Here is a 21,054-nt window from a genome sequence, read left to right on the forward strand (position 1 = left end):
CCAAGGCGCGGCGGCAGCGCCCGCCGGTGGCGCCACCGCCGGTGACGGCGCTGCTGCAGGTCAGGCAGCTGGCTCAGGTCAGGCCGCGAACGCCCAGTGATACCGTGTCGCTCGTGGCGCCGCCCGTATCGGTGGGCGGCACGGCGAGCGCCTCACACGGCGCGCCTCGCGCGCCTTCGGGACCCTATCGGATAGGTTATCCACATGCCTCAGTTCTTCATCAGCCGCCCGATCTTTGCCTGGGTTGTGGCGCTGTTCATCATCCTTGCCGGGGTGCTGGCCATCCCGAACCTGCCGATCGCGCAGTTTCCGGCCGTCGCCCCGCCCAGCGTCACGATCGAGACCGTCTACCCCGGCGCCTCGGCCGAAACAGTGGACGAATCGGTCACGAGCCTGATCGAGCGTGAGCTCAACGGTGCGCAAGGCCTGCTCTACTTCGAAGGCTCCAGCGACTCCTACGGGCGCGCCACCATCACGGCCACGTTCGAGCCGGGCACGGACCCGGATCTCGCGGCCGTGGACGTGCAGAACCGCATTCGCCGGGTCGAGTCGCGCCTGCCGCAGAGCGTGACCCAGCAAGGTCTGAACGTCGAGAAGGCCAGTTCGAACTTCCTGATGGTCGTGGCGCTCAGCTCGCCCAACGGCTCGGTGCCGGCACCGGATCTGGCTGACTACGCCTCGCGCAACATCATCGAGGAACTCACCCGCGTGCCCGGCGTGGGCAAGGTGCAGCTCTTCGCGGCCGAACGCGCCATGCGCATCTGGGTGGACCCGGCCAAGCTCGTGGGCTACCAGCTCTCGCTGCAGGACGTGAACTCGGCCATCAGCAGCCAGAACACGCAGGTGCCTGCAGGCTCGATCGGCACCGCACCGGCCAGCGAAGGCCAGCAATTGTCCGCGAGCATCGTGGTGCGCGGCATGCTCGCCACGCCGGAAGAATTCGGCAACATCGTGCTGCGTGCGAACACGGACGGCTCCAACGTCTATCTGCGCGACGTGGCCCGCGTCGAGATCGGCTCTGAGAGCTATCAGTTCAACTCCCGCCTGAACGGCAACCCGGCTGCGGCCATCGGCATCCAGCTCGCCACGGGCGGCAACGCGCTGGCCACGGCCAACACCGTGCGCGAGCGCCTGGAGGAACTCCAGCCGTTCTTCCCGGCCGGCATCGAGTGGAGCATTCCCTACGACACCTCGCCCTTCGTGAGCGCCTCGATCGAGAAGGTGATCCACACCCTGCTCGAAGCCGTGGTGCTGGTCGTGCTGGTGATGTTCCTCTTCCTGCAGAATTTCCGCTACACCCTCATCCCCACCATCGTGGTGCCGATCGCGCTGCTCGGCACGTTCGGGGTGATGTACATGGCTGGATTCTCGATCAACGTGCTCACCATGTTCGGCATGGTGCTCGCCATCGGGATTCTGGTGGATGACGCCATCGTGGTCGTGGAGAACGTCGAGCGCATCATGGCCGAAGAGGGGCTGTCGCCCCGCCAGGCCGCGCGCAAGGCCATGCGCCAGATTTCCGGCGCCATCATCGGCATCACGCTGGTGCTCTCGGCCGTGTTCATCCCGCTCGCGTTCATGGGCGGCTCGGTGGGCGTGATCTATCGGCAGTTCGCCATTTCCATGGCGGTCTCGATCGCGTTCTCGGGCTTTCTCGCGCTCTCGCTCACCCCGGCGCTGTGCGCCACGCTCCTGAAGCCCATCAATCCGCAGCACCATGCGGATCGCAAAGGCTTCTTCGGCTGGTTCAATCGCTCGTTCACTCGCGGCACCCAGCGCTACCAGAATGGCGTGACGCGCCTCGTGCATCGCCCCCGGCGTTTCATGGTGGTCTACGCGCTCATCGTCGTCCTGCTGGGCTTTCTCTACCTGCGCCTGCCGTCGTCCTTCCTGCCGGTGGAAGACCAGGGCTACGTCGTGACCAACGTGCAGCTGCCCCCGGGCGCCACGGTGGAGCGCACGAGCAATTCAATCAAGCAGATGGAAGAGTACTTCCTTGCCCGCCCGTCGGTCGCAGGCATGGTCTCCATCATGGGCTTCAGTTTCTCGGGCGCCGGTGAGAACGCAGGCCTGGCCTTCACCACCTTCAAGGACTGGTCCGAGCGTGACACCACCGCCATGGCAGAAGGCAACATGGCCACGGGGACGTTCTCGCAGACGATCCGTGACGGGGAATTCTTCTCGCTGGTGCCCCCGGCCATCCCGGAACTGGGCAACGCGAGCGGGTTCACCTTCCGACTGCAGGATCGCGCCAACGTGGGTCGCGAGACGCTGCTGGCGGCCCGCAACCAGATGCTCGGGATGGCGAACAACAACCACCCTGTCATCGCGTACGCTCGCCCCGAGGGTCTGGAAGACGCACCGCAGATCCACCTGAACATCGATCGCGAAGCGGCCAGTGCGCAGGGCGTGCCCTTCGCCAACATCGCTGCCACGGTGTCGGCCGCTCTCGGCTCGAGCATCGTGAACGACTTCGCCAACGATGGGCGGATGCAGCGCGTGATCATCCAGGCCGACGGTCAGCAACGCATGACCACGGAAGACATCCTGAAGCTCAACGTGCTCAATGCGCAGGGACAGCCCGTGCCGCTGGACACCGTGGCCAAGGTCGACTGGACCAAAGGCCCGATGAGCATGGACCGCTACAACGGCTATCCCGCGTTCAAGATCGCCGGTGACGCCAAGCCAGGGCTGAGTACCGGCCAGGCGATGGATGCCATGGAGCAGATCGCGGCCCAGCTGCCGGCAGGCATCGGCTACGAGTGGACGGGCCAGTCGCTGCAGGAGCGCATTTCTGGCGCGCAGATGCCGCTGCTCATCTCGCTCTCGCTGCTCGCCGTGTTCCTGCTGCTCGCCGCGCTCTATGAGAGCTGGAGCATTCCGTTCTCGGTGGTGCTGGTGGTGCCGCTGGGCCTTCTGGGCTCTGTGCTGGCAGTGACCCTGGCCGGGATGCCCAACGACGTGTTCTTCAAGGTAGGTATGGTGACCATCATTGGCCTGTCAGCGAAGAACGCCATCCTGATCGTGGAATTCGCCAAGGACCTGTATGCCGAAGGGCATGGCCTGCTCGAAGCCACGATCGAGGCCGCCCGTCTGCGTTTCCGTCCGATCCTGATGACCTCGCTCGCCTTCACCATGGGCGTGATCCCGCTCGCCCTCGCCTCGGGCGCCAGCGCCGCCAGCCAGCGTGCCCTGGGCATCGGCGTGCTGGGCGGGATGATCTCGGGCACTCTGCTTGCCATTTTCCTGGTGCCGGTGTTCTTCGTCGCCGTGCTCAAGCTTTTCCGCGTGAAGTCGGGCAAGCTGCACCATGACGACGAAGACGATGTCACGCCCGTCCAGGCTCCCCAGAAGGAACAGCCGCATGCCGCACACTGATACCCTCGTTGCCGCGCCGGCCGTGCCCGTGCGCGGTGTGCGCCCGCCCCGCGCGGCGCGCATGCTCGCCCCCGTGGCGCTTGCCGTGCTGATCTCGGCCTGCTCGTTCGTGCCCAAGTACGATCGCCCGGTCGCCCCGATCCCCGCCGAGTGGCCCATTGCCGCCACCGGCGAGGGCGTGGCGAGCAGCGCGGACACCTTGTCTACGCCGGCCGCCGGCGTGGGCTGGCGCGCCTTCTTCCGCGATCCGCAGCTGCAGAGCCTGATCGCAAGCGCACTGGAGAACAACCGCGACCTGCGCGTGGCGGTGCTCAACATCGAAGCCGCCCGTGCGCAATACAACGTGCAGCGCGCGGCGCTCCTGCCCTCCGTGGGCGTGGGCGCCACGGGCACGCGCCAGCGCACGCCGGGCGATCTGTCGCCCAGTGGCGATGCCTCGATCGGCAGCCAGTATCAGGTGGGTGTGTCCATGCCCACCTTCGAGATCGATCTCTTCGGGCGCGTGCGCGCGTTGTCAGACGCCGCGCTGGGCCAGTACCTGGCCACCGAGGAGACGCGACGCAACGTGCAAATCTCGCTGATCTCGCAGGTGGCCGAGGCCTACCTCAACCTCATCGCGGCGGAGGTCAACATCGACCTTGCCCAGCGCACGCTGAATTCGCGCACCACCTCGCTGGATCTCGTGCAGCGCCGCGTGGATGCGGGCGTCGGCTCCTCGCTGGAGCTGAACCAGTCACGCACCCTGCTCGATACGGCACGCAGCAACCTCTTCGCGGCGCAGCGCGCCCGCCTGCAGGCGGCCAACGCCTTGCGCCTGCTCACGGGCGGCGCCGAGACGAGCACCGCCACCAACGCCCAGGCTGCGTTCATCCTCGGCGATCTGCTGTCGGACATCCCGACGGGTGTGTCCTCCGAGGTGCTTCTGGCCCGCCCGGACGTGCTGGCCGCCGAACAGCAGCTGCTCTCGGCCAACGCGAACATCGGCGCGGCCCGCTCGGCGTTCTTCCCGACGATTTCGTTGACGGCGATGTTCGGCACGGCCAGCGCCCAACTCTCGGGGCTCTTCGGCGGCGGCTCGGGCGCCTGGAGCTTCTCGCCCCAGATCACCGCGCCCATTTTCGCGGGGGGCAGCCTGCGCAATCAGCTGGCGTTGGCGGAAGTGCGTCGCGACATCGCGGTGTCGCAATACGAAGGCACCATCCAGCAAGCGTTCCGCGAAGTGTCCGACGCGCTCGCCGGCACGGCCACCTACAGCCAGCAACTGCAGGCCGAGGATTCACTCGTGGCCGCCTCGCGCGAATCGCTCTCGCTGTCGCAGCTGCGCTACGACAACGGCGTGGACAACTTCCTCGCCGTGCAGGATGCCGAGCGCACGCTCTTCCAGGCGCAGCAGCAACTCGTGTCCACCCGGCTCGCCGAGCAGGCCAATCGCGTGGCGCTCTACAAGGCGTTGGGCGGTGGCTGGTTGGAAAACACGGTGGCCGGCGGCACGAACCCCGGCACGCGCAGCCAAGCCCCTGCGACGGGCCCGGAGGCCCTGGGCCGCTGATGCGGGCGTCGTGCGGCGGGCAGTGCCTGCCGCTCGATGGATTCAGTACTCGATCGTGACGCGTTGCACGTTCGCCCCACTGACCTCCACCACCGGCGTCGCCAAGTGCACCACCTCCGGCGCAAGCCCTTGCGCCATGAACGGGGTGGCCACCAGCCCACGCGGCGGGTAGTCACTCGCCCGTGAATCCATCATCACCTGGAATGCCGTCTGCCGCGGGCAAGCCACCGACAGGGCGCGGTCCCGGGCCGGCGGCGATGCCACATCCGTGGCGCTCTGCACGGACACCCGGCAACTGGCCAGGATCATCGCCCCCACCTGCATGCCGTCCTTGTGCTCGCGCGCAAATCCCTGGGTGGACAGAACGAGGGCCACGCCTCCCAGGAGGGCGGTGATGCAACGATCCATGCGAGGCATAGTGAACCCGAAAGATGGTGAAGCCGGGCATGGCGCCAGCCTCGGGCCGGCCGAGGCTAGAAGGTGAAGGTGACGGTGACCATGTCGGTGTAAAGACCCGGCGGGACATTCTGACCGCTCGGAATTCTGCCGAAGACATCGTAGCTGCGGCTGACCGTACCCAGGAGCGACAGCGGGATACTGTCTGTCCTGACCGAGGAGCCGCCGGTGCCCGTCCCCCAGATCGTCGTCCTGCCAGCAGTAGTAAACAAATTGTAATTCAATGTTTTCGTGGCGCCAAAACGCATTCGCCGCGGCGTGAAAGAACCACCGGATCCCGTGCCGGCGTTCAGGGCAATCGAGACGGCGATCGTCGTGGGCACGGCCACCGACAGGCACGACAGCGTGATGCGGCCGGCGATATCCAGGTCGACCGTGGACGTGGGGTTGTAGCTGCCGAAGCTCACCGGCGTCGGCACGCTCGCCGAGCAGCTGCAGATGATGCACTGCGCCTGCGCGCCTGACGCGAGGCCCGTCATCCCCAGAAAGCCCAGCGTCAGGGCGCAGACACGGGTTCGCATCGATAAGGTCCCAGCAAAGGCAGAACGTCGTTGTCAGGCACTGCACCCACCGTGAAGGCGCACGCCGTGTCGTTACCGCGAGCCGTCCAGCGCTCACCCGCCCGCGGCGACTGGATGAATACTTTGCCCTCGTAACCGGACAGCGCCGTCTCGGCCCGCCCGGGGCTGCTGATCGTGAGCGCGGGCGGCAGGGGACTCCCATCCGGCAGATGGACGATGAGCGTGGCACTGCGTTCGCGCGAGACGGCGAAGCGCGCCGCCACCGCACCCCGAAAGCGCGGCACCACCGTGATGTCGTCCGAGGACACCGACGCGGCGATCGGCAGATCCCGATCATCGATGCTCAGTCGGTTGGCGTCGTAGGCCCTCAGGTCGGTCACGAGCGCACGACCCTCCTTGTTGGTGACGGCTGCGGGCTGGTTCTCGCGATACACGCCGATGCCGGGCGAATCCGGCACGGTGACCACGGCGAATCCATTGTCGATCCACCGGCTTGCGAAGGCCATGCCGTCGGCATAGCCCACGCCGCCACTGGCCAGCAAACGGCCCGACACGCCCTGGGATTCATGCACCGCCTGCGCCGTGAAGACGCCATGGCGCGTGCGCCAGCCGAGCTCGGCTTCGCGGCGGTTGTAGATGCCTTGCGAGGCCGCAACCCGATAGCCGATGCCGGTGTCCGCGGGCGCGTCCTGCCGGACCTCTGCTCGCCCGCCCCAGTGGCCGTCGCGCCGTTCCGCCGTGGTCATGGCATAGCGCCGCTCGCCCAACGGGAAGGTGAGCATGAAACCGACGCTCGTAGAGCGCGCATTGCCCGCGACCTCAGTCATCAGCGCGTAGGCATTGAGGTAGCCGCGTTCGAAGGCCGGTATGGCGTAGTTGGCCGACCAGAGCCGGACATCGCTGCCTTCGATGTAGCTGAGCCGGCTGAACGCGAAGCTCACTGTGCCCGCCCCGCCCAGCGAGACGCCGGCCACTGTCTGCCATTGCGTGCGTGGCGCGGTGCCGATCAATTCCTCGTCCAGTTGCCGGTATCCATCGCTCGCCCGTTCGTAGGTGGTCGACATATTCCAGGTGCGACCCATGCGTGCATAGCCGACGCGCCCGAGCACACCCTGCCCCCGCCCCTGGCTGCCCGCCACTGCGGCGGAGAATTCGCCCCATCGCGGCCACACCCAGGTGGCTCCCGCGCCACCGGCACGATGGCGGGCGTTGCCTTCACCATGCAGTTCCACGGTGAGCGAATCCGTCAGGCCATGGCGCCAGTTGGCCGAGACGATCGGCTGGCCATAGTCGGCACTGCGCACCCCGTAGTTGCGCCGTACGACCCCGGCCTCCACCGAGTAGGCCGTGAGGCCGGCGCGCAGCAGCTGCGAACTCACGTAGTACGGCGTCGTCACGGTGCGCTCGATGCCCGCCGGATCCCGGATCACGAAACGCAATTCGCCGGAGCCGGTGACCACGGGCAGTTGGTCGAGCGCGAACGGTCCCGGATCCACCTGGGACTGATAGCGCAAGGCATTGTTCACGTACAGCTCCACCGCGGAGGGCACGGCGGCCGACCCCGTGAACCCGGGCGTCGGGAACGTGATGTAGTCGGGGCGCAGCGCGAAGTCGCTCCCGTACTGGATACCGGCGAATCGCACGGGTGAAGACCAGTCGGCGTTGCGTGTCACGCTATCGCCAATCCTCAGTCGCCGCAGCCGTGCCGCGTCCTCGCGCTGGAAGTAGGAGTCCAGGCGCGTTGCACCACGCTGCAGGGGCGAGGAAGACACGACGCCGCTGTTGGACACGAGCCCCCAATCGTCCGAGATGCCGCTGTCGAAGTAGCCCGTGGCCGACTGCCCTGCCGGCGTGCGCTCCGCGGCCAGGTCGTAGTTCAGAAAGGCGCCGAACACCGTGCCGGTGGGCAGCGGCACGGATGCCGACGTCGCCTCCAGACGTTGGGGTTCCAGCTCGCCGTCCGGCACGGTGACGTAGAGCGTCTGGCTGTTTTCTTCGAACCGCACCTGCACGCCGGGCGTTGCCGCCGGTTCGACGAAACCGGCCGGCGCATTGGCACCTGGCGCAGGCAGCGCCGTCGGGCGCCAGCCCAGGCTGAGCATGTCGGCCGGGCGAAGGAACCAGCGATCGCCCACCCGCGCGGCGGTCACGAGACTGCCGGCGTCATAGCCGTTCACCACGACGGCGACGACAGCCAGCGCCATCGGCGTCGCACAATCGGCCACGCACGGTACATCGGCGGCCGGCGCTGCGAGGCCCGGGCCTGACAGGGTCAGCACACAGCCGACCGCGACGAGGACACGGACGAGTCTGTCAGCGGCTCGCCCGGCCCGCATGCTGCACGTCTACCGAGACCGGAGCGACGCCGACGTCGTAGTCGGACTCCACTTCGATGCGGATGGCCTGGCCCACGGGCAATGCGGGCAGGCTCACCGGCAGCCGCTGCGCACTGCCCGGCAGGACATACGCCGAGAGGCGTTGATCGGCCAGCGTCTGCCCCTTGTCGTCCCGCAGCCGCAGCCGCGTGACCTGGATGTGTCGCGTGCCCTCGTTGCCCAGCATCAGATCTGCACCGCGCTTGCCGTCGGACACGAGCTGCCAGCGCAGGTCAGGCGCGTTGCCCTCGACCGGCACGAAGATCGGCACTGAGAACCGCAGCAGGGTCTGCACGACCCCGGGCGGGCTGTTCTCGCGCGGCAACTCCTGCACGAACAGCCAATAGCTGCGCGCCGCGCCGGCATCGCCAGGCTGCAGACCGAAGCGCAGTACCTGGGCGCTATCCGGGGCGAGACGAAAAATGGCCGGATTGGCCAGCACATCGCGTGTCGGCGTATAGACATCCCCCGTGGCGTCCTGCGACCACGCCACGACATCCGCCTGCACGCCAATCGTCTCGTCACTGCCATTGCGCACCTCGAGCGAGGCGATGGGCCGCTCCGGGGACAGCTCGATCCGCGTGCTGGAGATCTGCAGTTGAGCAGCGAGCACGGCCCCCTGCGCAAGGAGCCCCGCCATCAGTGCCACGCCTGACCACGCCGCGCTGCCTGTCACACGCCTGGCACGGGCGCGCATCAGTACGTCACCGTGACCTGGACGGTATCGGTGAAGGCGTCGGCGGCGACGTTCTGCCCGGCCGGGATCTGCCCGTAGACGGTCAGCGCCGTCGGGGTGGCCAAGGCCGTGCCCGTGACCGTGGCGCCGGTGGCCGTACCCCAGTTCTGCGTGCGGCCGGTATCCCGGTACAACGCATAGTTGAGCAAGGCCGCCGTGTTTGTCGTCCCCTGCATCTGGCGGGTCGTGACGGAGCCACCGTGCAAGCCCGGGCCGAGCCCGACCGCGTAGTTGGTGCCCAAGGTGCAGTTGACCGTGACGGTTGCCGTGCCGTTGAGCGCCGCGGCGGCTGTCGGGTCGTAGTTGCCGAACGCAAGCGGCGTGGCTGTGACCGTGCAGGCCTAAATCACGGAAGCCGTGACGCTCAGCGTGGTGGTGGCAGTGGCTGCCAGGGCGAGCCCAGGAAATGACAGCGCGATGCCGGCCAACACCTTGATTTGCGAGGGACGCATTCTGATCATCATGTACCTCCGAGCGAAAAAGTCACATTGCGAAATAAAGCGATGTAAATTCAGCCATCGTCGTCGATAATGCCAAGCTTGCAAGCATCGGCTTCACACCCCCTCCTGCCGTACACAGCCAGTTGATTTCGGAGGCAAGCGCATGAACGGGGTTCATGCCGCCCGTGCCGTGATGCGTGATTCATCTTATCGCCGCCGATCTTGCCCGCCGCGCGCTGTGCCAAATCACGACTTGCGGCGCACGCTAACGCGCACATCACACTCGATTGCGTCGGCACACCTCCTGCTCACGCCCAGCCTTTCGGCCACAAAAAAGCCAGCCCGATACTGCAGCTGGCTGGTGTAGACCGGATGGTGGGCGGGCTTAGTCGAAGACGCCCGTCGACAGATATCGGTCGCCCCGATCACACACGATGAAGACGATGGTGGCGTTGCTGACCGTCTCGGCCACGCGCAATGCAGCCACGAGCGCACCTGCGGCGGAGATGCCGCCAAAGATTCCTTCTTCTGCCGCCAGGCGGCGCGCCATCGTCTCGGCATCATGTTGACTGACGGATTCCAGACGATCCACGGCGCTCGGGTCATAGATGCTCGGCATATAGGCTTCCGGCCACTTGCGGATGCCCGGGATCTGCGAGCCCTCTTCCGGCTGCGCGCCCACGACCTGAATGCTCGGGTTGAGCGCCTTCAAGGCCCGGGACACACCGGTGATCGTGCCGGTCGTGCCCATGGCGCTCACGAAGTGCGTCACACGCCCGCCGGTCTGCTCCCAGATCTCCGGGCCGGTGCCTTCCAGGTGCGCCAGCGGATTGTCGGGATTCGAGAACTGGTCGAGCACCTTGCCCTTGCCCTCGGCCTGCATCTTCATCGCCAGGTCCCGGGCGTACTCCATGCCGCCGGCCGAGGCCGGTGTCAGGATGAACTCCGCGCCATACGCCTTCATGGCGGCGCGGCGCTCCACGGACAGGTTGTCCGGCATGATGAGCACCATGCGGTAGCCGCGCATCGCGGCCACCATCGCCAGCGCGATGCCGGTGTTGCCACTGGTGGCTTCGATGAGGGTGTCACCGGGCTGGATGTCGCCGCGCTGCTCGGCGCGCACGATCATCGACAGTGCCGGACGGTCCTTGACCGAGCCCGCCGGGTTGTTGCCCTCCAGCTTGGCGAGGATGACGTTGCCGCGGGCGTCATTGGCCTGCCCCGGCAGGCGCTGGAGCCGGACGAGCGGCGTATTGCCGACCGTCTGCTCGATGGTGGGATAAGCGTGAGTGTCCATTGTTCAATCATACCGCCGCGCGCCTCAGCGATCGAACGGCGCCACCTCGGTGATGACCGGCTCGCTCCAGGCCTGGCGCGGGATCGGCGCGGCAGCGGACCGGGGTATGGCGGCGCCTGTGCTCTCACCCCCACCCACGCGAAGGCCCGCCGCCTGCAGGGCGGCGGCCCGCTTAGGGCCGATGCCGCGAATCCGCTCCGTGAAATCCTGCAGCGATAAAAACGGCCCGCTGCGAGCGCGCTCCTGGAGAATCATCTGGGCGGTCTTAGGACCGATGCCACGCAGCGTCTCCAGTTGCTCGGCGCTCGCCGAGTTCACATCCACGGCGTGAGCGGCCGAGGCCAGACCGAGCCCCGCCGCGAGCGCCATGGCACGCGCGGCCTGGTGAAAGCGTCGCATCCATTGTCCCGCCTGCCTGCCCCGCACGGCGGGACGTACCGGGTGAGGATGACGCGGCAGCGCGGGGACAGCGGGTGCGGCGGGCGCCGCAGCGAGAAAGGGGTTCACGGTCAACTCCAGACGGGACTGGCCTGCGGCACGCGACGCGTGTCCTCGCCAGTCAGCGCCATGGTGCCGTGAAGCCACCGGGGCTGGCCGTCATACTGCGTGCGAATTCCACTCGGTGCCAGCACGTACGCGGGCGTCCGCCCAGCGCGGCCTCGAGGCAACAACCCCGGGACACGCGCCGCCGGCAGCGCCGGATCAGCCGCCTTGCCGCGCGCGCCACCACCGCACGTAATCCGCCACGCCCGTGCTCACGTCGCGCATCGGCGCGGTGAAACCCGCGGCGCGCAAGGCCGTGGTATCGGCCTGCGTGAAGCTTTGGTAGCGCCCCTTCAGGTCGTCCGGAAACGCCACGTAGCGCAGCAACCCCTGAGCGACCAGGGCGTCGAGCGACAGCGCGATCTCACCGCGCTCGGCACGCAGCGTGTTCACCACCGCCACGGCCACATCGTTGAAGGGCTGGGCGCGCCCCGTGCCGCAGTTGTAGACGCCGGATGGCCCGCCCTTGTCGAGGAAGTGCAGGTTCACGGCCACGACATCCTCGACGGCGATGAAGTCGCGCGACTGCCCGCCGTCGGCATAACCATCCCAGCCGCCGAAGAGCCGCACGTGGCCTTCTGCGAGGAACTGGTTCATGTTGTGGAACGCGACGGAGGCCATGCGGCCCTTGTGCTGCTCGCGCGGGCCGTAGACGTTGAAGTAGCGCAGCCCCACGACCGGTGCCGTCAGTCCGTCCATCCGCTGGCGCAACACCTGATCGAAGAGAAGCTTGGAGTAGCCATAGACGTTCAACGGCTTCTCATTGGCCGGGTCCTCCCGGTAGACCGGGCCGGCGCCATACGTGGCCGCCGACGACGCATAGAGGAACGGCACCTTCGCGCGCTGACAGAACTCGAAGAGCTCCTGCGTGTAGCGAAAGTTGTTGTCCATCATGTAGCGGCCGTTGCGCTCGGTGGTGTCCGAGCAGGCGCCCTGGTGCAGCACGGCGTCGATGCGCGGCAGGCTGCCGTCCGCCACGCGCGCGCGCAGCGTGTCCTTGTCCATGTAGTCGGCAATGCGGCCATCGACCAGGTTGACGAACTTGTCGCCGTCGGTGAGATCGTCCACCGCGAGGATGTCGGTGATGCCGCGGGCGTTCAGGCCCTGCACGAGATTGCTGCCGATGAAGCCGGCTGCGCCGGTGACGATGATCATGCCAATTCCTCCGGATGGATCACGGATGTGCCGAGCTTGCCGACGACGATGCCTGCCGCACGATTGGCCCAGGCCATCGCGTCGCGCCACGGCAGCCCGGCCGCGCGGGTGACGGCGAGCGTGGCGAGCACGGTGTCACCGGCGCCGGACACGTCGAACACTTCCTGGGCCTGTGCATCCACGTGATGGCGGCCTTCTGGCGAAAAGAGGGTCATGCCCTGCTCAGAGCGGGTCACGAGCAGGGCTTCGATGTCCAGGCGCTGACGCAGGCCTTCGGCCAGCGTGGCGAGTTCGGCCTCGTCGCGCCAACGGCCCACGGCATCCAGCATCTCGGATCGATTCGGGCTGACCAGGCTGGCACCGCGATACCGGCCGTAGTCGTGGCCCTTGGGGTCGACGAGCACCGGCTTGCCTGCGGCGCGTGCCGCATCAATTAGATCCTGCACGCGGTCCAGCGCACCCTTGGCGTAGTCGGACAGCACGACGACGTCATGCTGGGCGATCAAGGGCACGGCCTGCGCGACCAGGGCATCGACCGCCAGCGCCGACGGGCGCTCCTCGAAATCCACCCGCAGCAGTTGCTGCTGGCGCCCCATCACGCGCATCTTGACCGTCGTGGGGATGGTGTCCTCCACCAGCGCCGCCGTGACGCCGTCGGCCGCTGCAAGACGCGCCAGCGCCGCACCCGGGTCGTCCCGGCCCACGACGCCCACGAGCGTGGCGTGCGCGCCGAGCACCGCGATGTTGCGCGCCACATTGGCTGCGCCGCCCAGGCGATCCTCGCTGCGCGAGACGTGCACCACCGGCACCGGGGCCTCCGGCGAGATGCGGTTGACGTCGCCGAACCAGTACCGGTCGATCATCACGTCGCCCACGACGAGCACGCGAGTGCGTGCGATCGCCTGGGCGGGAAACACGGAGTCAGTTGCCTTCAAGTTCTTCGAGCCGTCGAGGCGAGTAGGTTTCCCAGGCGTTGCAGCCCGGGCATTGCCAATAGAAACGCTGAGCGCGGAATCCGCACGCGCTGCAGGCGTGGCGCGCAAGGCGCTGGGTGTGCTTGCCGATGAGGCTGCGCATCAGCGTAGCATCCGCGTCCGACACCCAGGCATCGTCCGCATCCGCGGGTGCGTCGCCTTCCTTGGGCCGCTGCAACTGCGCTTGCAGCAGACGGTCCAGCCCCAGCAGCGAGGGCTGCTTCTTCAACGCGTCGCGCGCAAAATGCCAGGCGGGTGCATTGCCCTGGTCCTTGCTGAGCGCCTGGAAGATCGCATCGAACACGTCGAACGACGGCTGGCGCTGGTACACCGACTGCATGAGCGCCAGGGCCTGGTCCTGTGTGCCATCCTGGCGGTGGTTGGCAAAGAGCGCCGGCGCAGCCATACCTGCGAACTCAGGCTGCTCGGTCACCACGCGCTGCAGCTGCATGCGCTCGGTGCGCGCATCGTTCTCGAGCGCCGCAAGCCGGGCCCGCAGCAGCCCGATACGCACCCGGCTCGGCGCCGTGCCGCTTTCGGTGTCACCCGCCACGTGTTGCGCGGCGTCCAGGGCCACGTGCGCGGCTTCCAGATCCGGGGGCGTCGCCGCCAGCGCCGTGGCGGCCTGCTCGCAGTGATAATGCGCGGCCTGGGGCACCGGCTGATCCACCAAGCCCTGCAGCGTCTGCACCGCCTGGATCGCGCGGGGCCAATCGTGCTCGGCCTCGTAGATGCGGATCAGGGCGCGCAGCGCGTCGGCCGCGAAGCGCGTGCCCGTCAGGCGCTGAAAGCCATCCTCTGCGCGATCCAGCATGCCCGCCTTCAGGTAATCCTGGGCAAGCTCGTGCAAAGCCTGATCGCGCTGACGATCCGGCAGATCCGTGCGCTGCAGGAGGTTCTGATGCACCCGGATCGCACGTTCGAGCTCGCCGCGGCGGCGAAAGAGGCTGCCCAAAGCGAAGTGCAGCTCGACCGTCTCCGGATCGAGCTTGGCCACCTCGATGAAGGCGTCGATGGCGCGGTCGGGCTGCTCATTGAGCAGGAAATTCAGGCCGCGAAAGTACGAATCCGGCAGCTTGCGGGTTTCGGAGAGCATCTGCCGCACGTCCACGCGCGCGGCCACCCATCCCAGCCCGAACAGCACGGGGACGAGGATCAACCACCAGAGTTCGAAATCCACGATGCGCGCGATCTCAGAGCGGAGACAGCGGCGCGACCTCGTCCGGCGAGGGCGCGGCGTTGGCCTGGGTGCGCGCCGTGTGCTCGGCTTCGAACTGGCGCAGCCGCTCGTTCTCGCGACGCACCTTGGCAAGCTCGCGGCGGCGGCGCAGATTGGCGGGCACCGTGAGCAGAAGGCCGAAGATCGCGCCCACGACGAAGGTGGACAGCATGACCACGATGAGCGGCACTTCGGTCACGAGGTGGTCGGCGTAGAAGCGAACCGTCACCGGGTCCGTGTTCTTCAGGGCGAACATCAAAACCGCCACGAACACAAGCAGGCGCAGGCCCCAGACAACATAACGCATTGGTTCGCTCCGAATCCTCAAAACCGGGATTGTAAGGGCGAATGCCGGCCAAGCGAAAAGCCCCGCTGACAGGTCGTGGCGCGCCGCGTCTTCGGGGCATTCGGCCAGCGCGGCCCGAGCGCGCAGACGCCTTTCGCGAAGTCTGGCGGCCGCTCAATGACGCTCGGCATCGACCTGCGGAGCCGGCGTGGCGGCAGGCGGCACACCCTGGCTGAGTTGCACCGTGACCATACCCGCCAGGATCAGCGCTACGCCCAACAGGCGCGCGGCGCCCACGGGCCGCGCCGGCAGCCCCATCGCCCCGACGTGATCGATGAGGAGCGAGGCCAGCATCTGCCCGGCCACCACGGCGACGATGAAACCGGCCGCCCCCAGCTTGGGTGTGAGCACTAGGGCTGCAGTGATGTAGGCCACGCCTGCCACCCCGCCCAACCAGAGCCACGCCGGACCGTGCAGCGCCGCCCCAAGCATCGGCGCGGGTACGCGCAGCGCCAGCATCACAGGCAACACGACCAGTGCACTGACCGCAAGCGATGCGAGGGTCGCCCACAGCGGATGCCCCAAAGCACGCCCGAGCGCCGCATTGCTGGCGGCCTGAAATGGCACGGCGGCGCCGGCGGCGACGGCCACCAACGTGGGCAGGATTGCAGATACACACCAGGCAGCGGGCATGGCAAGACTCCTTCGATGAACGGGCACGTCAGGATGCGTGATCCACCGTACGAATGGAAATTCGTTCTGTGCACGTCTACCATTCGCGTCATGGATGAACTGAGACGGATGGATCTGAACCTGTTGCTGGCGCTGCACGCTCTGCTGGCCGAGCGCCACGTGACGCGTGCCGCGCTACGCCTGCACCGCAGCCAACCGGCGGTGAGCCATGCGCTGGCGCAACTGCGTGAGGTGTTCCAGGACCCGCTGCTGGTGCGCGAGGGCGCACGGTTGACGCTGACCCCCACCGCGCAGGCATTGGTACGCCCGCTGGACGATGCCTTGCGACAACTCAATGGGTTGCTGCGAGCACCGACATTCGACGCCGCGCACGCACACCGCCAGTTCCGGCTGGCACTGTCGGACTACGCCGCCCAGCTGGTGCTGCCCGGTCTGATGCGACACGTGCGCCAGCACGCACCCACGGTGGACATTGCCGTCACCCAGGCGAGCCGCCAGGCCATGCTCGCGCAGCTTACCGATGGTGAGATCGACGTGGCACTGGGCGTCTTTCCCACCGTGCCGGACGACATCGCGCGAGAAACGCTTTTCGATGAACAGTTCGTGAGTGTGGCCGATCGGCGTTCGCTGCCCGCACGCGGGCGCCTGTCGCTCACGGACTGGCTCGCGCGCCCGCACGTGCTGGTCGCCATGCGCCCCGGGGGTGACAACGAGATCGACATGGCGCTCGCCGCCGAGGGGCTGAGCCGACGCGTTGCGCTCGTCCTGCCGCATTGGCAGGCATCGACGCAGGTGCTGGCGGGGACCGATCTCGTGCTCACGGTGGCAAGCCGCACGCTCGACACGCTGCCGCGCAACACGGGTTTGCGTGCGTTCGCACCGCCGCTCGCCCTGCCAGGTTTTGCCTTTCATCAGGCATGGCATGAGCGGCGCCAGGCCGACCCCGGGTGCCGGTGGCTACGTGATCTGATTCGTGCCTGCACGAATGGCGATGGATCGCGCACGGCGCACGCGGACAAGGTGCGTTCGGCGCGCCCATAAAAAAACAGCCGGGGATCACCCGGCTGCTTTCATGTCCACGCGCTCGCGCAATTCCTTGCCCGGCTTGAAGTGTGGCACCCGTTTTTCGGGCACCATCACCTGCTGGCCAGACTTGGGATTGCGGCCGATGCGCGGCGGTCGGCACGACAGCGAGAAGCTGCCGAAGCCCCGGATCTCGATGCGCTGGCCGGCCTCCAGGGCCTGGGCCATCGCATCGAGCATCGTCTTCACGGCAAAGTCCACGTCGCGCGCTGCCAGTTGAGGGTAGCGCGCGGCCAGACGAGCGATCAGTTCCGACTTGGTCACAGGGCTGGGGCCGATCGACGTGACTTAGTTGTCACGCTGTTCGAGCTTGGCCTTGAGCAGTGCGCCCAGGTTGGTCGTACCCGACGACGCGCTGGCGTCGGACATGCGCTGAATGGCCGAAGCCGTCTCTGCGTTGTCCTTGGCCTTGATCGACAGCTGGATCGAACGCGTCTTGCGGTCGATGTTGACGATCATCGTCTCGATGGTGTCGCCCACGTTCAGCAGGGTCGTGGCGTCTTCCACGCGCGCCGAGGAGATCTCGGAAGCGCGCAGGTAGCCTTCCACGTCCACCGACAGGGTCACGACGGCGCCCTTGGGCTCCACGGACTTGACGGTGCCCGACATCACGGCGCCCTTGTCGTAGGTGGCCACGAAGTTGTTGAACGGATCGCCTTCGAGCTGCTTGATGCCCAGGGAGATGCGCTCCTTGTCCGTGTCGATGCCCAGAACCACGGCCTCGACTTCGTCGCCCTTCTTGAAGTTGCGCACGGCTTCTTCGCCGGTTTCGCTCCAGGAGAGGTCGGACAGGTGGACCAAGCCATCGATGCCGCCGGGCAGACCGACGAACACGCCGAAGTCGGTGATCGACTTGATGGCGCCGCGGACCTTGTCACCACGCTTGTGGTTGATCGAGAACTCTTCCCACGGATTCTGGCGGCACTGCTTCATGCCCAGGGAGATACGGCGACGGTCTTCGTCGATCTCCAGAACCATGACTTCGACTTCGTCGCCCAGGGTCACGACCTTGCGCGGATCGACGTTCTTGTTGGTCCAGTCCATTTCGGAGACGTGCACCAGACCTTCGATGCCGGCTTCGACTTCGACGAACGAACCGTAGTCGGTCAGGTTGGTGACCTTGCCGAACAGACGCGTACCTTGCGGGTAGCGACGGGCCAGGCCGATCCACGGATCTTCGCCCAGTTGCTTGACGCCCAGCGAGACGCGGTTCTTCTCTTGGTCGAACTTGAGGACCTTGGCTTCGACTTCCTGGCCAACGGACAGGACTTCGGAGGGGTGACGCACACGGCGCCAGGCCATGTCGGTGATGTGCAGCAGGCCGTCGATGCCGCCGAGGTCGATGAACGCACCGTAATCGGTGATGTTCTTGACGATACCCTTGACGATCGCACCTTCGTGCAGGGTTTCGAGCAGCTTTTCGCGCTCTTCGCCCATGTTGGCCTCGAGCACGGCACGACGCGACAGCACGACGTTGTTGCGCTTGCGATCGAGCTTGATGACCTTGAACTCGAGCGTCTTGCCTTCGTACGGCGTGGTGTCCTTGACCGGACGCAGATCGACCAGCGAACCCGGCAGGAACGCGCGGATGCCGTTGGTCATGACCGTGAGGCCGCCCTTGACCTTGCCGGTGATGGTGCCGCTCACCAGCTCGCCGGTTTCCAGCGCGGTTTCCAGGTTCAGCCAGGCCGACAGGCGCTTGGCGCGATCGCGCGACAGCACGGTGTCGCCGTAGCCGTTCTCGAGCGAGTCGATGGCCACGGACACGAAGTCGCCTTCTTCGACTTCGAGCTCGCCCTGGTCGTTGAGGAATTCCTCAAGCGGGATCAACGCTTCGGACTTGAGGCCGGCGTTGACGACGACGAAGTTGTGGTCGATACGGACCACTTCGGCGGAGATGACCTCGCCGGACTTCATCTGTTGATTCTTGATGCTCTCTTCGAACAGGGCGGCAAAGCTTTCCATGCCGCTATCGAGGGTTTGGTCGGAAACCGAAGACATTAAGGTAAGGTCCATGGCCGGAATTGGCCGGTTGCACACCGAAAACGGCGGGATTACCGCTGACGATGGAGTTCAAAAACCCCGGAAGTGTCAGATCCGAGGGGCTTGCTGCGAATCGGGGCGTGGTGATGTGCCCTACCCGGGAGCCCGTTCACGACGGGCTCGTGCCTGCATCAACGCTGCTGCATCAACCGGGATGGCCATACCATGCAAGTACCTGCTGCACGGTTTCATCGATCGACAAATCGGACGAATCGAGAATCCTGGCATCGGAAGCGGGCTTGAGCGGTGATGCCGCACGCCCGGTGTCACGCGCATCGCGCGCGCGCAGATCTTCCAGTAGGTCGCCTAGTGTAGCGGGGATCCCCTTTTCCATCAACTGCTTGTGCCGCCGGGCCGCGCGCGCCTCGGCACTTGCCAGGAGAAACACCTTCAGGCCGGCATCCGGGAACACGGCGGTCCCCATGTCGCGCCCGTCGGCCACCAGTCCTGGGGCCACGCGGAAATCCCGCTGGCGCTGCAGCAACGCTTCGCGCACCTCGGGGTAGGCAGCCACGCGCGAGGCGAGGTTGCCCACGGCCTCGGCTCGAATCTCGAGACTCACCGCCTCGCCCGCGAGCCGAATGCCGTCGTTGAAGGACACATCCAGCGTGCGCGCGACGTCGGCGACCGCGCGCACGCTGTCCGGATCGATCTCGCGACGCAGGCAGACCAGGGCCGTGAGCCGGTAGAGCGCGCCGCTGTCGAGCACGTGCCAGCCCAGCGCCTGAGCCACGGCGTCCGCCACGGTGCCCTTGCCCGACGCGGTCGGGCCATCGATGGTGATGACAGGAATCGTCATGCCACGAGCCCTCCATAGACGTCGAAATAGGTCGGGAAGGTCTTGCTCACGCAACCGGGGTCGAGGATCACGACCTCGGCCGGCCCGAACGCCGCCAGGGAGAAACACATCGCCATGCGGTGATCGTCGTAGGTGCCGATGCGCGCGCCAGCCGTCCAACCCCCCGCGAGCGCCGGCGGCACGATGGCGAGCCAGTCGTCACCTGCCGTCACGCCTGCGCCAAGCTTGGCGAGCTCGGTCTGCATGGCGTGGATGCGGTCGGTCTCCTTCACCCGCCAGCTTCCGATGTTGCGCAGGCGGCACGGGCCGTCGGCAAAGAGCGCCATCACGGCGGCCGTCATCGCAGCATCCGGGATCAGGTTGAAATCCGTGTCGAAGGCGCGCAGCCGGGCACCGTCGGCCACACTCGCCCCGCTCGCCTCGAGCCAGTCCGGGCCGGCCGTGACCTGTGCGCCCAGCGCCTTGACCGTGTCGGCAAAGGCCACGTCACCCTGGATGCTGTCCGCACCCACGCCCGTCACGCGCACCGGGCCACCGCCCAGCGCACCCAGCGCGAGAAAGTACGAGGCCGAGGACGCGTCGCCCTCGATGGCCAGCGTGCCGGGCGACACATAGGGCGTGGCGGGCACCGTGAACCGCTGCCAGCCATCACGCGCAACGGTCACGCCAAAGCGGCGCATCAGATTGAGCGTGATGTCGATGTAGGGTTTGGAGATGAGTTCGCCCTCGACCTCGACCTGCACCGGGCGCCCGGCGCGCACGGCGGCGAGCGGCGCGGCCAGCAGGATCGCGGTCAGGAACTGGCTCGAGACGCCGCCCTGCACGCGCACCGGGGCATCCAGGCGCAGCGCGCCGGCGGGCCGGATGGCCAGCGGCGGATACCCCGCCTGGCCCTCGTGATCAATCACGCAGCCCCAGGCGCGCAGCGCGTCGACCAGATCCCCGATCGGGCGCTCGTGCATGCGCGGCACGCCCGACAGACGGTACTCGCCGTCCGACAGCGCCAACGCGGCCGTGAGCGGACGAAACGCCGTGCCGGCGTTGCCGAGGAAGATGTCGGCCGCGCGCACCGTGAAGCCACCGCCGCCCACGCGCGTTCGCACCGGCGACTCGTCCACCGCCACGCCCAGCGTGCGCAGGGCCGCGAGCATCACCCGCGTGTCGTCCGAATCGAGCAGGCCGGTGAGCGTGGTCTCGCCTTGCGCGAGCGCGGCCAGGAGCAGCGCCCGATTCGAGATGCTCTTGGAACCGGGCATCGGCACGGTGCCGCGAGCGGTACGCACGCGGGGCAGTGTGAGGGCTTCCAGGCGCGCGTGCGCCGGGGCGGGGGTCGGGTCAGACATGATGAGATCTCGCAAAAGCCGCCGGCCCGCCATGAGGGCGGCGCACGGACGACGACTATCCGGATTAGACCAAAAAGGCGCAGAATGCGTCTTGCGCCTCGCGATATCGGCGGAATCCCGCCGGCCGGGATCCTCCCGCGCGCTGCGCTGACGCCCCCGCATTT

At 67.2% G+C, this 21,054-nt stretch carries 18 protein-coding genes and 1 pseudogene; 3 read left to right on the forward strand and 16 right to left on the reverse strand.

Features of this window, described 5'->3' with window-relative positions:
* Positions 1-204: 204 nt before the first annotated feature.
* Positions 205-3,378, forward strand: coding sequence for a multidrug efflux RND transporter permease subunit (locus tag IMZ29_RS05095; RefSeq protein ID WP_216181407.1), 3,174 nt, complete (start codon positions 205-207; stop codon positions 3,376-3,378).
* Positions 3,379-3,439: 61 nt separating this feature from the next.
* Positions 3,440-4,927, forward strand: coding sequence for an efflux transporter outer membrane subunit (locus tag IMZ29_RS05100; protein ID WP_216181649.1), 1,488 nt, complete (start codon positions 3,440-3,442; stop codon positions 4,925-4,927).
* A gap of 42 nt (positions 4,928-4,969) precedes the next feature.
* On the opposite strand, the gene IMZ29_RS05105 is transcribed toward IMZ29_RS05100, so the two are convergent.
* The 12 genes and pseudogenes from IMZ29_RS05105 to IMZ29_RS05160 form a co-directional block, all read right to left on the reverse strand.
* The gene (locus IMZ29_RS05105) at positions 4,970-5,335 is read right to left on the reverse strand and encodes a hypothetical protein (RefSeq protein WP_216181410.1); all 366 of its coding nucleotides are present in this window, start codon (positions 5,333-5,335) and stop codon (positions 4,970-4,972) included.
* 65 nt (positions 5,336-5,400) lie between these two features.
* Entirely contained in the window at positions 5,401-5,904 is a 504-nt protein-coding gene (locus tag IMZ29_RS05110) for a Csu type fimbrial protein (RefSeq protein ID WP_216181413.1), read from the reverse strand.
* Positions 5,880-8,129 carry a fimbria/pilus outer membrane usher protein gene (locus IMZ29_RS05115; RefSeq protein WP_216181416.1) on the reverse strand — a complete coding sequence of 750 codons (2,250 nt, stop codon included), beginning with the start codon at positions 8,127-8,129 and terminating at the stop codon, positions 5,880-5,882. Before IMZ29_RS05115 ends, IMZ29_RS05110 begins: the two co-directional genes overlap by 25 nt.
* A gap of 88 nt (positions 8,130-8,217) precedes the next feature.
* A complete protein-coding gene (locus IMZ29_RS05120; protein ID WP_216181419.1) occupies positions 8,218-8,919 on the reverse strand; it encodes a fimbrial biogenesis chaperone in 702 nt (233 codons plus the stop codon).
* 56 nt (positions 8,920-8,975) lie between these two features.
* Positions 8,976-9,344: pseudogene (locus IMZ29_RS05125) on the reverse strand (Csu type fimbrial protein); the annotation flags it as partial.
* 496 nt (positions 9,345-9,840) lie between these two features.
* Entirely contained in the window at positions 9,841-10,752 is a 912-nt protein-coding gene (gene cysM / locus IMZ29_RS05130; RefSeq protein WP_216181422.1) for a cysteine synthase CysM, read from the reverse strand.
* Between the two features lie 24 nt (positions 10,753-10,776).
* Positions 10,777-11,259 carry a ComEA family DNA-binding protein gene (locus IMZ29_RS05135; RefSeq protein WP_371820117.1) on the reverse strand — a complete coding sequence of 161 codons (483 nt, stop codon included), beginning with the start codon at positions 11,257-11,259 and terminating at the stop codon, positions 10,777-10,779.
* Between the two features lie 195 nt (positions 11,260-11,454).
* The gene (gene rfaD / locus IMZ29_RS05140) at positions 11,455-12,450 is read right to left on the reverse strand and encodes an ADP-glyceromanno-heptose 6-epimerase (protein ID WP_216181425.1); all 996 of its coding nucleotides are present in this window, start codon (positions 12,448-12,450) and stop codon (positions 11,455-11,457) included.
* Entirely contained in the window at positions 12,447-13,313 is an 867-nt protein-coding gene (gene rfaE1, locus IMZ29_RS05145; protein WP_216181655.1) for a D-glycero-beta-D-manno-heptose-7-phosphate kinase, read from the reverse strand. The genes rfaD and rfaE1 overlap by 4 nt, the downstream gene beginning before the upstream one ends.
* 58 nt (positions 13,314-13,371) lie before the next feature.
* The gene (gene lapB, locus IMZ29_RS05150) at positions 13,372-14,604 is read right to left on the reverse strand and encodes a lipopolysaccharide assembly protein LapB (RefSeq protein WP_216181428.1); all 1,233 of its coding nucleotides are present in this window, start codon (positions 14,602-14,604) and stop codon (positions 13,372-13,374) included.
* Between the two features lie 13 nt (positions 14,605-14,617).
* Positions 14,618-14,950 (reverse strand): LapA family protein, encoded by a 333-nt coding sequence (locus IMZ29_RS05155; protein WP_216181433.1) that lies wholly within the window; start codon positions 14,948-14,950, stop codon positions 14,618-14,620.
* Between the two features lie 153 nt (positions 14,951-15,103).
* Positions 15,104-15,622: a DMT family transporter gene (locus IMZ29_RS05160; RefSeq protein ID WP_216181437.1), complete on the reverse strand. Its 519-nt coding sequence runs from the start codon at positions 15,620-15,622 to the stop codon at positions 15,104-15,106.
* A 90-nt stretch (positions 15,623-15,712) separates the two neighbouring features.
* Between IMZ29_RS05160 and IMZ29_RS05165 the strand changes: the two genes are divergently transcribed.
* Positions 15,713-16,663, forward strand: a complete 951-nt coding sequence (locus IMZ29_RS05165) for a LysR family transcriptional regulator (RefSeq protein WP_216181440.1) — start codon at positions 15,713-15,715, stop codon at positions 16,661-16,663.
* Positions 16,664-16,678: 15 nt separating this feature from the next.
* On the opposite strand, the gene IMZ29_RS05170 is transcribed toward IMZ29_RS05165, so the two are convergent.
* The 4 genes from IMZ29_RS05170 to aroA form a co-directional block, all read right to left on the reverse strand.
* Positions 16,679-16,969, reverse strand: coding sequence for an integration host factor subunit beta (locus IMZ29_RS05170; RefSeq protein WP_216181443.1), 291 nt, complete (start codon positions 16,967-16,969; stop codon positions 16,679-16,681).
* A gap of 24 nt (positions 16,970-16,993) precedes the next feature.
* Positions 16,994-18,706, reverse strand: coding sequence for a 30S ribosomal protein S1 (gene rpsA, locus IMZ29_RS05175; protein ID WP_216181446.1), 1,713 nt, complete (start codon positions 18,704-18,706; stop codon positions 16,994-16,996).
* A gap of 187 nt (positions 18,707-18,893) precedes the next feature.
* Positions 18,894-19,547 carry a (d)CMP kinase gene (gene cmk, locus IMZ29_RS05180; RefSeq protein WP_216181449.1) on the reverse strand — a complete coding sequence of 218 codons (654 nt, stop codon included), beginning with the start codon at positions 19,545-19,547 and terminating at the stop codon, positions 18,894-18,896.
* Positions 19,544-20,890, reverse strand: coding sequence for a 3-phosphoshikimate 1-carboxyvinyltransferase (aroA, locus tag IMZ29_RS05185; RefSeq protein ID WP_216181452.1), 1,347 nt, complete (start codon positions 20,888-20,890; stop codon positions 19,544-19,546). Before aroA ends, cmk begins: the two co-directional genes overlap by 4 nt.
* Positions 20,891-21,054: the final 164 nt, after the last annotated feature.

Source organism: Verticiella alkaliphila (genome assembly GCF_018904615.1).
GTDB lineage: Bacteria > Pseudomonadota > Gammaproteobacteria > Burkholderiales > Burkholderiaceae_B > Verticiella > Verticiella alkaliphila.

Bases quoted from the DNA above. Each gene is read 5' to 3' on its own strand.
- cmk (WP_216181449.1), bottom strand. From the start codon at position 19,547: ATGACGATTCCTGTCATCACCATCGATGGCCCGACCGCGTCGGGCAAG.
- aroA (WP_216181452.1), bottom strand. From the start codon at position 20,890: ATGTCTGACCCGACCCCCGCCCCGGCGCACGCGCGCCTGGAAGCCCTC.
- IMZ29_RS05095 (WP_216181407.1), top strand. From the start codon at position 205: ATGCCTCAGTTCTTCATCAGCCGCCCGATCTTTGCCTGGGTTGTGGCG.
- rfaD (WP_216181425.1), bottom strand. From the start codon at position 12,450: ATGATCATCGTCACCGGCGCAGCCGGCTTCATCGGCAGCAATCTCGTG.
- cysM (WP_216181422.1), bottom strand. From the start codon at position 10,752: ATGGACACTCACGCTTATCCCACCATCGAGCAGACGGTCGGCAATACG.
- IMZ29_RS05160 (WP_216181437.1), bottom strand. From the start codon at position 15,622: ATGCCCGCTGCCTGGTGTGTATCTGCAATCCTGCCCACGTTGGTGGCC.
- rfaE1 (WP_216181655.1), bottom strand. From the start codon at position 13,313: ATGATCGACCGGTACTGGTTCGGCGACGTCAACCGCATCTCGCCGGAG.
- IMZ29_RS05165 (WP_216181440.1), top strand. From the start codon at position 15,713: ATGGATGAACTGAGACGGATGGATCTGAACCTGTTGCTGGCGCTGCAC.
- IMZ29_RS05110 (WP_216181413.1), bottom strand. From the start codon at position 5,904: ATGCGAACCCGTGTCTGCGCCCTGACGCTGGGCTTTCTGGGGATGACG.
- IMZ29_RS05120 (WP_216181419.1), bottom strand. From the start codon at position 8,919: ATGGCGGGGCTCCTTGCGCAGGGGGCCGTGCTCGCTGCTCAACTGCAG.
- IMZ29_RS05105 (WP_216181410.1), bottom strand. From the start codon at position 5,335: ATGGATCGTTGCATCACCGCCCTCCTGGGAGGCGTGGCCCTCGTTCTG.
- IMZ29_RS05100 (WP_216181649.1), top strand. From the start codon at position 3,440: ATGCTCGCCCCCGTGGCGCTTGCCGTGCTGATCTCGGCCTGCTCGTTC.
- rpsA (WP_216181446.1), bottom strand. From the start codon at position 18,706: ATGTCTTCGGTTTCCGACCAAACCCTCGATAGCGGCATGGAAAGCTTT.
- IMZ29_RS05155 (WP_216181433.1), bottom strand. From the start codon at position 14,950: ATGCGTTATGTTGTCTGGGGCCTGCGCCTGCTTGTGTTCGTGGCGGTT.